We start from the raw sequence: 12,836 nt of genomic DNA, 5'->3' as shown, positions 1-12,836 counted from the left end.
TCGCTACTCTCCAGATGTACGGAGTTTTTTCAAAAATCAAATAGGAGTCCTATATGCAAATACCCATAACACTGAAAATCTATCTGCAATCGATTTTGAACAAATGTTACTAAGCTAAAAGAGGTGGAGTAATGAATAAACCACCCCGTAAGCGCAACAACACCAGCTCTGCTTCATCTAGTAAGGACACACCACCAGATAACCAAGACCTTGAAGAAAACCCAGCTACAGCAACAATTACAGTTAGCGCTGTTGAAGTAACTGAGTTGGCCCAAGAGGAGCAAAGCGATCGCCTGCACTTGGAGAGGAAAGTGGAACGGGCGTTTTTTGAGGCGGGGAAGGCATTAATGGAATTACGGGATCGCAAGTTATATCGCTCTACTCACAAAACTTTTGAAGAGTATTGCCGCGATCGCTTTGGCCATAATCGTCGCCAGTCTTATCTTCTAATGGATGCAGCAGTAATATTTGATAACTTAGAGCAAAAATGTGATCGGAACGATCGCATTTTGCCGACTAATGAGTGGCAAATTAGGCCACTGTCCAAGCTAGACCCGGACATTCAGCCCGAAGCATGGGAGCAAGCTGTAGAGTCTGCCAACGGGAAAGTACCATCTCATCGCATCGTCAAAGATGCGGTGCAGCGAATAATGGAACGTACTCAAGCACCTAACACCTATCAATTAGGCGAGGTATGCCAAATCTTAGCCAAAGACAACCCCGAACTCAGGGGCAAGGGTGGCTGTTGGGGTATCGTAAGCCAAGCGAATAATTTTAGCTGCACTGTGAAAATGTGGGATAGCGAGTACACGGTTGGTTTGCAGCACCTCAAATCTTACAACTACCTGCCTTCCGAGTGTGAGCAGATGCAGGTAATTTGCGATCGCCTTGCGCGAATATATTCCGATTCGCTGGAGGAGACAGTCAAAAGTCTGTTGCAGTCGTTGGGAAAGCTGAATCGACCTTATCTTACTGCTGTGGAAGAGAAATTATTGAGTTTGATTGAGCGAGAATACGGGGTAAAGACAAGATACGCGCAAAATTTATCACGACGTAAAGTTTTGTAACAAATTTACTCAAAAGCCTAAATTTAACTTTTCCTCTAGTGCATATAGCCTATTCACAATAGAAGCTTATTTTTATTTCTATAAAGTATAAAAAAGCTATTAAATGTCTAACTGAAGTGGTAATATTTCTTCAAATCTGTTTCTGTACATTGTAGCTTTATATAAAAAAATAGAAAGTAATACGATTGCTAAAACCATTTTCTGTAGCAGCTAAAGAGGTGAAAAATTGCTTTAAATTAGAGTTTTTTGCTTGTCTCACTATTGTGGTGGCAGAATGATTTAAAAAATAGTGAGCTTTTTCATAAAAATGGGGAAAATATGCTGTGTAAGCTTCTGGTATTTAACACTAGCTCTAAAACTTACCAGAATTTTAGGAGTATTACTTGCTTTTAACCAAGGTAGTGCCTTGGCTGATGTCTTAGCTATTAATAGCCAGAGACAGTCTGTTAAAGAAATTGAAAACTTAACTTTATCAGGAACTCGTCTGTTAACGAGCCAGGATCAATTCCGTCAGATCCCTGTGCTCACAACAGGCTTATCAAAGTTGAATCAACTAAGATTAGACCCAATTTTGTCTCAGGTTCTCGACTCAGAACCAAAACAGCCAATCCCAATCCCACAGCCACAACCAGAACCTGCCCTCGAACTTCCTCCAAAAACATTTCCCTCCTCTGAAGAAGGCTTAGACCTTCCTAAAAGTATCGTCGTTATGAAATTCGAGTTTGATGGGAACACGGCATTTAGCGACGAAAAGTTAACTAAAATTACTGCCCAATTCACCAAGCGATCGCTAACCTTTGTAGAATTACTAGAAGTTGAGGCTACTGTAACCAAACTCTATACCGATGCCGGGTATATCAATTGTGGTGCTGTCATCCCGGCTGGTCAAACCTTATCTCAACAGGGATCTGTCGTCAAAATCCAAATTATTGAAGGAGGACTAGAAGAAATTGCGGTAACGGGTACACGACGGTTGAACTCGAACTACATCCGCAGTAGATTAGCTATTGCCACCACTAAACCCCTAAATCAAAAGCGTTTGCTGTCAGCTTTGCAACTATTGCAACTTGACCCCCTAATTCAGAATATATCAGCCGAATTGTCTGCTGGGTCGCGTCCCGAATTAAGTTTACTAACAGTCAAGGTAATAGAAGCTGACTCCTTTAATACAGAATTTTTTATAGATAATGGTCGTGCGCCTAGTGTTGGCAGCTTACGACGCGGTGTCCGCATTAACGAAGGAAATTTATTCGGTTTTGGGGATGGCTTGAATCTGGAATATATCAATACTGATGGTAGCAACGCCTTTGACTTGCGCTACAACATACCTGTTAATCCTCGTAATGGCACAATTACCCTCAGAGGTGGTTTGACGAGTACTGAAATTGTCGAACCACCCTTTGACCGCCTAGATATCATTGGTAATTCCAATTACTTCGAGTTAGGCTTCCGCCAACCTTTAATTTTATCTCCCAACAGAGAATTTGCTGTCGGTCTATCTGCGTTACGACAAGAAAGCAAATCTGAACTGCTAGGGATGCGTGTTCCCCTGTCAGCCGGTGCTAATGAACAGGGAGAAACCCGCATCTTTGCCTTGCAATTCTTCCAAGAATATCAGCAGCGTAATTCTCAACAAGCCTTAGCCCTGCGCTCTCAATTTAACCTGGGTTTAGATATCTTCAATGCTACCGTCAACAATGAGCCTCCTGATAGTCGGTTTTTTTCTTGGCGGGGACAAGGACAATACGTGCGACTTTTAGCACCGCAGACTTTACTGGTGATCCGTTCTGACCTGCAATTGACAACCCGTGCCCTTGTGCCTTTAGAGCAATTTGGGCTGGGCGGTCTGCGTAGTATTCGAGGTTATCGACAAGATATTCTGTTGACAGATAACGGCTTTTTAGCATCAGCAGAAGTGCAATTACCAGTACTGCGGGTAAAAAACGTCGGAGGAGTCTTGCAAGTAGTGCCGTTTATTGATTTTGGTATGGGTTGGAATAGTTCCGGGAATGCAGACCCAAATCCTAATACTTTGCTGGGGTTGGGATTGGGTTTACAGTGGCAAATGGGCGATCGCCTCAATGCTCGCCTTGATTATGGTATTCCATTAACAGATATTCAAGACAGAGGCAGGACTTTACAGGAAGACGGTATTTATTTTTCAATAGTTGCGAATCCTTTCTAAAATTTTTTGTCACAAAATCTCTGATTAACAAAGGTCTAGAAATCAAAAGTTATGCAACACTCCAAGCGATCACTCCTATCCAACACTTTACCTCTATCTATAGGGGTGAATTTTGCATTGGCTTTGTTCTCTTGTATTGTTCCCTGTCCAGCCAAAGCCCAAATCACACCCGATGCAACTCTAGGCAATAAAAATTCAGTTGTAGTACCAGACAATCTTAACGGCAATCCTATTGAGCGGATTAATGGAGGAGCAATTCAAGGCAGCAACCTATTCCACAGTTTCCTAGAATTTAATATTGGTGAAGGAGCAAGAGCTTATTTTAGCAATACTAGCGGAATTAGCAATATTTTGACGCGGGTGACAGGGAATAATCCCTCGAATATTCTAGGAACTCTGGGGGTTTTGGGTAATGCCAACCTGTTCTTGATTAATCCTAAAGGAATTGTCTTTGGGCCCAATGCCAGTTTGGATCTAAGAGGCTCATTTGTAGCTTCTAGTGCAGATAGCCTAGTGTTTAATAATGGGTTGGAGTTTAGCGCCACAAACCCAGAAGCACCGCCACTGCTAACAGTAAATATTCCTGTAGGATTGCGCTTGAGAGAAAATTCAGCGAGCATTGTTAATCAATCATCTGCTGTTCTTGACTTACCGTCGGGGAACACTTTGGGACTAGTCGGTGGAAATGTCAGCCTTGATGGTGGAAAGTTGAGGGTAGCTGGGGGTCGGATTGAGTTGGGAGGATTGAGTGGTGCGGGAATAGTCGGTTTCGATATCCAAGAGTCCCAAGGAATAGCAAGAGTAGCTTCTCTAAGTTTTCCCAATAATGTTGAACGAGCTAATGTATTTCTATCTAACGAAGCAGTGGTGAATGTTGCATCTGGGGGTGGCGGTAGTATTGCGATTAACAGTCGTAACGTCAATATTGTAGGAGGAAGTCGGTTATTAGCTGGAATAGACCAAAATTCGGGTTCACCTGGAACTCAGGCGGGAAATATTGAAATTAATGCCACCGAGCAGGTAGTTTTTACTGGGGTTGGGCTATCTTCTAACAAACCCATCAGTGGAGCATTCAACCAAGTAGAAACTGGCGCACAAGGCAACTCTGGTGATATCAACATTAAGGCTACCTCTCTTGAGGTGAGAGAAGGCGCTCAACTTAGTGCCAGTACTTCTGGAAATGGCAATGCAGGTAAGATCCTCATTAATGCTGAAAAACAGGTACTATTTGATGGAGGAAGTAACCCCAACAATCTCAGTTACGTCTATAGCCAAGTGGAAAAGGGCGCTCAAGGCAACTCTGGTGGAATAGAAATCAAGGCAGATAGTCTAACAGTTACTAATGGTGCTCAACTCAGCAGCAGCATTAAAGGCTCAGGCGAGGCAGGCACAATCCGCATTAACACTGACAAGGTACTCTTTGATGGAGAGTCTGCCACAAACAACCGCACTGCCTTACTGAGTCAAGTTGTTGAGGGAGCAGTTGGAAAATCTGGCGATATCGAGATTCAAACCCGGATTTTAGAGGTGACGAATGGTGCGTCTCTGGATACTAGTATTAAAGGCTCAGGCGAGGCAGGCGCAATCCGCATTACTGCCACTGACAAGGTACTCCTTGATGGGGAGAGCAAAGGCAATCGCACTGCCTTACTGAGTCAAGTTGTTGAAGGAGCAATTGGAAAATCTGGCGATATCGAGATTACAACTCCAATTTTAGAGGTGACGAATAGTGCGTTTCTGGATACTAGTACTAAAGGCTCAGGCAATGCAGGCGCAATCCGTATTACTGCCACTGACAAGGTACTCTTTGATGGAGAGACTGACAACGATTTCTCCAGTGCAGTATTCAGCCAAGTTTTTGACAGAGCAATTGGAAAATCTGGCGATATCGAGATTAAAACCCCGATTTTAGAGGTGAGGAATGGCGCTTTTTTGGATGCCAGCACTCTAGGCTCAGGTAATGCAGGGACGATCACCATTAAGGCCACTGACAATGTACTCTTTGATGGAAAAAATAACAACGGTTTGAGTACTTATGCAGGAAGCATATCTTTTAACACAGACGAAGGAAAATCTGGCAGTATCGTGATTGAAACCCCGATTTTAAAGGTGACGAATGGTGCAAAAGTAATTACTACTACTTTCGGGAAAGGCAATTCCGGCTTGATCCAAGTCACAGCTACTGATAGTGTAGTTGTTGACGGTACTTCCACTATTAATAGTGAAGTTAGGACTGGCGCAACCGGAGCCTCCGAAGGGATTACAATCAAGGCTCCTCGCTTGCAAATAAGTAATGCGGCTATTGTCAGCGCCAATAGTAATGGAAATGGCAATGCTGGTAACATTGATGTCACATCTGACACTATTGAACTCTCCAGCGCCGGACAAATCCGCACTAACACTTCAGCTAGTTCAAAAGCAGGCAATATCACGCTGAATGTACCAAATACCCTTACTCTCTCTGACTTTGGAACCGCAGTCTTAGCTGAGACTGAAAACACTTCTAGCAGTAATGGCGGTAATATTTCCGTGATTGGCTCCCCTAAAAATGTTCTGATTCAAAATGGCGCCAAATTATCTGTGAATAGCAAGGGAAGCGGTACAGGAGGCAATATATTTCTGGAAGGCAATTCTCTAACTTTGGATCAGGGAACGATCTCAGCCGAAACCGCCAAAGAAACAGGCGGCAATATCAGCCTAGAGGTAGCAGATTTATTACTGATGGAAGACGACAGTAAAATTACTACCAGTGCAGGCCTTGAAAGCCAACCAGGGGCAATTGGTACTGGCGGGAACATTAAAATTGACACTCAATTACTAGTTGCAGCACCCTCAAAACCAAAGGGTAGTGATATAACCGCCAATGCAACTTATGGTAACGGTGGTCGTGTTGATATCACAGCCACTGGTATCTTTGGGATTGAATTTCGGGACAAGCCCAGAGATTTCTTAAATGACATCACCGCTAGTTCAGAGTTTGGTGGCAATGCGGGAGTGGTAAACATCAATCAAGTGATTGATCCCAGCCGGAATTTAGTGGAATTACCTGCAAATGTTATCGATCCCAATGACCAAATCGCCCAAAATCCCTGTAGTAAAGGTGTTGCTAGTGAATTCACGATCGCAGGACGTGGTGGACTGCCTCCTAGTCCCAATGAAGACTTAAGCCAAGAAGCTACTCAGGTTGCTTTAGTTGAACCAGTCTCAATCGTCAGTAATGTAAAACCACCGCAGAAAACCTCTTCCAACGAGAATTCAAAATCCCAAATTCCCAGCCCGATGGTGCCAGTTAAAGGATGGGTATTCAACAATAAAGGTGAAGTAATTCTTACCGCCTACAATCCCAATGTCATTGGAATTCATCGTCTACCGAAGAATTTAAATAGTTGTCCTGCACGATGAAAGGGTGGAAAAAAGTTGAAAACAGGTATTTTTGGGAATTACTTGACAGAATCAATAAAATATGAGCAAAAAAAAGCAGATAGGGCGATATCTACGACGGTCACTGAGCGCAGCGTCTCGTAGAGAAGTGCGGGCTACGCCTACGCTCAAAGCCAGATTTTTCTCGAAAATTAGCTATTACAAATCTAGACTCTATAGTAGTCAGGTGCGATCGCTAATTTTAGCAATTCTGTTATTTTTCTTGTCTATGGGAGGAGTGCTGGTTACTACTCACGTTTGGGCATCAACTGCGATCGCCCAAACTCAACAAGAGCCTTTACAATTGGTACAAGAAGCCAAATCGCTTTACAAAAATGGACAATTTGAGTCAGCTCTAACCCTTTGGGAGCAGGCTGCTGCGGCTTTTGCGGTGCGAGAGGATAAACTTAACCAGGCAATGGCGTTGAGCAATCTTGCCCTGACAGCTCAACAACTTGGTAGGTGGGAACAAGCCAAAAAAGCGATCGCTACGAGTTTAAATATCCTCCAAACACAGCCAAAAACACCAGAGCGAGCCTCCGAAGGAGGAGCTGCGCTAACGCAAATTCTCAGTTCCACATTGGACATCCAAGGACAGTTGCAACTAGCAGTAGGAGAATCAGAAGCAGCCTTAGCAACTTGGAAACAAGCGGCTGAAATTTATCAAAATCTCGGCAATCAAAATGGTGCAATTAGAAGCCAGATTAACCAAACTCAAGCCATGCAAAACTTGGGTCTTTATCCAATGGCTTGCAAGACCTTACTAAAAACTTTAAAGCTTGATCATCAAAACTGCCAGATCACAAAAGAAGAACTGCAAACCTTGAAAGAACGAATTGTCAACAAGAGAAATTCTTCTTCTTTAGATATCCTGGCTTTGCGTAGCCTCGGCAATGTTTTACGAGTTGTTAGTCAACTCGAACAATCGCAAATGGTCTTATTTGCTGCTGGGCAATTAGCTCAACAATCAGGAGATTCGCAAAATCTGGCTGCTATTTACCTGAGTTTAGGCAATACAGCCAAGTCTTTGGGCAATAGAAAAATACAGTTGGAAAAACCAAGCGAACAACAGCCAGACCTTACACAGTCTATATGCATTCAAGCAGCCAGTATAACCAATGCTGCCCAATTTTATCAACAGGCTGCTACTTGTTATCGCCAAGCTGAATCATTTACCTCATCAGATATCAAAAGACAAGCGCAATTGAATCGATTCAGCCTTTTGGTACAAACTCAACAATGGTCTGAAGTAGCAACCTTGCTATCTGAAATCACGTCTCATCTCAATGACTTACCTATTACTCATCCCACTGTCTATGCTGACATCAAATTTGCTCAAAGTTTGATGTGTCTGCAATCAAAACTGAGTGAAAACTCATCAAATGTTTTATCATCCCCGGTTCTGCAACTATGTAGCTTTGTAAAAAACACACCTACGGGCACTGGTGTTAAAATTCTTGAATCCTCAAAAATTCCCTCATGGCCAGAAATTGGGCAAATTTTACAAACCGCCCTCAACCAAGCTCAACAATTGCAAGACAAGCAAGCCGAAGCCGATGTGCGTGGTTATCTTGGGGGAGTTTACCAGCAAATGGGGAAATTGGCAGAGGCACGACAATTAACTGAACAAGCTTTACAGCAGAAATCTGCTTTTAAGGATTCCAGTATTACCTATCTTTGGCAGTGGCAGTTAGGACGGATTTACCAAACTCAACAAAACCAAAAAAGCGCACTCAAAGCCTACACCTTAGCCTATGAAACTCTTCAGTCTTTGCGTAAGGACTTAGTTGGTATTAACCCAGAAATTCAATTTACTTTTCGCGATAGTGTAGAACCAGTCTATCGAGAACTGGTGAATTTGCTCTTGCAACCTCAAGCTTCTCAACAGATAAAGCAAACGGAGATTAATCAGGAAAATCTTAAACTTGCTCGTGATGTTATGGAAGCACTTCAACTAGCAGAACTGACCAACTTCTTTCGGGAAGCTTGTATAATCAGCCAACCCCAACCAATCGACGAGTTAGATCCAAATGCTGCGGTCATCTATTCGATTATTTTGCCCGATCGCCTTGCTATCATTTTGTCTCGACCTCAAAAGCCCTTAAAATACTACGCAACACCTCTGAAGCCTAATTCCCAGCTAGGAGAAATCGGGGAGGTCGAGCGTGTTTACAAGGATATACTGGCTAACTTCACTCGTTATAGCTACTTAGATTCACTTCATCCACAAACAATTTTTTATGACTGGTTAATCCGTCCAATTGAGCCAGAACTGCAAAAAGATGACATTAAAACTTTAGTGTTTGTACTAGATGGAGTTTTGCGCGGAGTACCTATGTCGGCACTATATGATAGTCAAAAGCAGAAGTATCTGATTGAAAAATATAACCTTGCTTTGAGTCCAGGATTGCAGCTATTGTATTCATCTTCACTTTCCCCAAAGAAATTGCAAACTTTAGTGGGAGGTTTAGCTGAGGCTAGTCAAGGGTTTTCTAAACTGCCAGGAGTAGAAGAAGAAGTTCGGGAGATTGCAAAGATAGTTCCTACAGAAGTTCTCTTAAACAAAGAATTTACCCGTAATCGCCTGAAAGTTGAAATCGACAATGCAGCTTTCCCCATTGTTCACTTAGCAACCCACGGTCAATTTTCTTCCCAGGCTGAAAATACCTTTTTATTGGCTTGGGATGGTCGGATTAATGTTAAAGAATTAGACCAAGTACTGCAAGCACGCGATCGCCCTGGTCGAAGTCCTTTGGAATTGTTAATTTTGAGTGCTTGCCAAACTGCCACAGGCGATAATCGAGCGGTTCTGGGACTAGCAGGGGTGGCGGTGCGTTCTGGGGCACGTAGTACATTAGCAACGCTTTGGTCAGTAGAAGATGAATCTACAGTTGAGCTGATGAACAAGTTCTATTCAAAATTGAACCAACCTGGAGTAACTAAAGCTGAGGCACTTCGTCAAGCTCAGTTGTTCCTGTTGCGATCGCCAAATTATCGTCGTCCTTACTATTGGGCACCCTTTGTCTTAGTCGGTAATTGGTTGTAGCCAGCAAGTAATATACTATTTTTGCGGAATTGAGCATTAATAATGAGTATCACTTAATTAAAGATAGACTTTACCAAAAGATAACCCATGTTAAATAGTCAACAGTTGATTGGTCTAATTACGATGGGGTTGTTTCTTGTAGGGACGCAACCAACAATTGCCCAATCAACAGCAAATACACCAACGCCGACTAATGGCTTAAAACCCCAAAAGATAATATTTGAAGCACCACCAAAGGAGGATAAGCCAAAATCCACGTCATCGGGTGGATCTCGTAGTAATTTGCAATGTCCTCAAGATGCAACATCAGCCACCACTCCATCTAACCAGATCCCTATAATGTCCGTTGTTCCCCCTGATAGCAACTATGGGTTGACTACAGCAGAACATCCGACATTTTTAGTGTATCTGCCGCAAACATCTGCCAAGCAACTAGTCTTAAGCTTGATGACAGAAGACAATCAGGTTTATTCCCAAACCTTGATTCCAATTAAAGGTGAACCTGGTATTATTAGCATCAAGTCAACAGATAACTCACCCCCTCTGAAAGTAGGCAAAAATTATCAGTGGGGTTTAATGTTAATATGCGGCGAAAAACCTAGCCCTAACGATCCAGTAATTACCTCGTGGGTACGCCGTGTCGTTTTACCTCAACTCCATAGTCAGCACAAGACAACTTTGGAGCAGGCAGATGCTTACAGTGAACAAGGAATTTGGTACGATGCTGTCATTAATCTAGCTCAAATCAGAAATGCTCAACCTAATGATCAAGTCATAGCAGATATCTGGACTGACTTTCTTAAGTCTGTAGGGCTAGAAGCGATCGCTACTCAACCAGTTCGATTGTAGAAGTGGTTAACTGTTTTTCTTGTAACTGCTGCTCGATAAAAGCCTGATTCTCCCGGCTTTCTGACTGCTTGAGGTATTCAATGGCAATTGCTCCAGCAAGGGGATGGTCTTGGCACATTTCTAAAAGCAGTGCCAAAGTATGATGGAATTGGAGTCTTTCAAGTTGTTTGTGAGTAACCAACTCTAAGGCGACTGCTGACCCCAAAAGCACTAGCAGCGAGGGAATAATGGGTAACCACCAGCCCAAGCAAAAGGCTAAAAAGCCAATTCCCAAAAGCCCAGCACCAGCAAAAATTATACTAGCAACGATCGCGATTGAAGACCTCAACTGTCGGCTAACTAATGCTCCTAATCCCGCCCAAACTAAAATCCACAAGCATTCTATGGGTTCTTGCCAAACCCGAAGCAAAGGTCTGCCATCAACAGCAGCACTAATTATTTGACTGATAATGTTGGCATGAATACTCACCCCAGTCATCGGCTGTGAAGAACTAAATAGAGCACTGTTATAGGGCGTATAAAGTACATCTTTAATACTTTCAGCTGTGGTACCAATCAAAACTAGGCGATCGCGTAAACTATTAGGTTTAATGGGCTTTTCTAAGATATCCCTTAAAGGGAAAGTAGCAAAATTTTCCTGATTCCCTCTAAAGTTTAACAAAATCTGATAACCTCCAGAATCCGCATGGACATAGCCTCCATCATTGCCCACAAATCTTTGAAAGACTGCTTTACCCCACCTGGGGTCATTGTCAACCCATTTTGTGGTTATCCCTTCTTTATTTAAATAGTGCTGTGCCAATTTTACTGCCAAACTGTAGCGTGTTTTATTTTGCGAGAGCTTTACTGATAATAATGCCCGACGCACCTTGCCATCTGCATCCACAACCTGATCGGCAAAGCCTACTCTTTCTGCGTTGAGACTGGGAGGAGGCGCAATAATGGGATTTACAACTTTTTCAATTCCATATAAGTTAGGAGTTGATTTTAAGATGTTAACCAAGTCCTGATGCCCAGGTTCTACAGGTAAATCTCGATAAATATCTAAACCAATTGCTCTAGGTTGTTGGGCTTTAATATTGGCAATTGCCTTAGCTAAAACTTGATCGGGGATAGGCCACTTTCCCACCTTTTTTATATCTTCTTCATCAATAGTGACAATCGCTATCCGTTTCTCTGGTGATTCTAGCAACAGCCGCCAGCCAAAAAATTGGTCAAGCATATTCCATTCGCCACCCTGCAACAGTCCACCAAAGCGCAGCAGCAGAATAGGTGCAGTCACACATATAGCAATCCGTGGTATCCAAAATAAGCCAATTCGCCGTTGCAAAACTTCCGGCTTGGCTTTTTGTCTAGCTTGTGCCAAAAGTTTATTAGCTTGTGCTAGTGCTTGTAGTGACATTTGGGCTTGGCGTTTGGCTAATTCCTGACTGGCGGCTAAAAATTGATAATCTAAATCGCCAAGGCTTTTACCTAATGCCCAAGTTAAGGTATCCTGTAAAGCTTGTCCTCGCAATAGAGAGGATTCATCTTGGCAAGCTGATGCTGACCAGGCTGCGATCGCTTCTGCATAGGGTCGCAACTCTGCTAATTTACGATTAACCCAATTTTGATTAAAGACAGCTTTGTAAATGCGATTATATACCTTGAGCTTACCTTGCTGCTCAACTACTAACCCTGACAATCGTAATTCGATTTGTTCAGGAGTACCATCAGCAGAAATTTCTCCAAGACGTAAAATTTGCTGGTATAACTCTAATAATCTACCTGTACGTTTTTCATTTCTGTGCAAAATGCGATCGCGAATCGTCCTCAAATGCTCAGGTTCATCTTGAGATTCCCAATTCTCAACAATGTGCGACCTTACTACTTGCTCAATTGATGAAAATCTTTGAGCAGTTGACTCCAAAACTATAAACTGACACAGCTTTTGCGTCAGAAACGGTTGCCCACCTGTCCATTCTAATATCTGCATGAGAACTGCTTCGGGGTTACTTACTCTCTGGTTCAAACCATCCATTAATGGTTGCACTTCATCAGGCTGAAATCCTTGCAGTTCTATCGCCTTGCCAATATTGAATGGTGTCTGCGTCTTATCTTTAATCAGTTCGTTAGGATTTGCAACCCCTAATAGTGCAAAAGTCAAACGCTTATATTCATAATTAACTTCTCGTTGTTGAAAGAAGAACCTAATTAAAGCAAAAAAATCATCCAATGAAAAATTCTGACTCAAAACGCGATCAATTTCATCGATAAAAATAACTATATT

Annotated in this window: 6 protein-coding genes; 5 read left to right on the top strand and 1 reads right to left on the bottom strand. The window is 42.7% G+C overall.

The genetic code is table 11. From position 1 onward, the window contains the following. The first annotated feature begins 131 nt into the window (after positions 1-131). The 5 genes from RM049_RS38305 (at position 132) to RM049_RS38285 (ending at position 10,567) form a co-directional block, all read left to right on the top strand. Positions 132-1,067 carry a hypothetical protein gene (locus tag RM049_RS38305; RefSeq protein WP_322707971.1) on the top strand — a complete coding sequence of 312 codons (936 nt, stop codon included), beginning with the start codon at positions 132-134 and terminating at the stop codon, positions 1,065-1,067. Positions 1,068-1,374: 307 nt separating this feature from the next. Further along, complete coding sequence (locus tag RM049_RS38300) at positions 1,375-3,252, top strand: ShlB/FhaC/HecB family hemolysin secretion/activation protein (RefSeq protein WP_322707970.1); 1,878 nt, start codon at positions 1,375-1,377, stop codon at positions 3,250-3,252. Positions 3,253-3,303: 51 nt separating this feature from the next. Beyond that, positions 3,304-6,654: a filamentous hemagglutinin N-terminal domain-containing protein gene (locus RM049_RS38295; RefSeq protein WP_322707969.1), complete on the top strand. Its 3,351-nt coding sequence runs from the start codon at positions 3,304-3,306 to the stop codon at positions 6,652-6,654. 61 nt (positions 6,655-6,715) lie between these two features. Continuing rightward, a complete protein-coding gene (locus RM049_RS38290) occupies positions 6,716-9,718 on the top strand; it encodes a CHAT domain-containing protein (RefSeq protein WP_322707968.1) in 3,003 nt (1,000 codons plus the stop codon). 87 nt (positions 9,719-9,805) lie between these two features. Further along, a complete protein-coding gene (locus tag RM049_RS38285) occupies positions 9,806-10,567 on the top strand; it encodes a DUF928 domain-containing protein (protein WP_322707967.1) in 762 nt (253 codons plus the stop codon). Here RM049_RS38285 and RM049_RS38280 read toward each other — a convergent pair. Further along, positions 10,545-12,836 (bottom strand): CHASE2 domain-containing protein (locus RM049_RS38280; RefSeq protein WP_322707966.1); only part of this gene is annotated, 2,292 nt, incomplete at its 5' end. The genes RM049_RS38285 and RM049_RS38280 overlap by 23 nt on opposite strands.

Origin of the sequence: Nostoc sp. DedQUE04 (assembly GCF_034530995.1) — a bacterium.
Lineage (GTDB): Bacteria > Cyanobacteriota > Cyanobacteriia > Cyanobacteriales > Nostocaceae > Nostoc.
The sequence above is the reverse complement of the archived record's forward strand: the minus strand, read 5'-3'. Positions and strand labels throughout refer to the sequence as shown.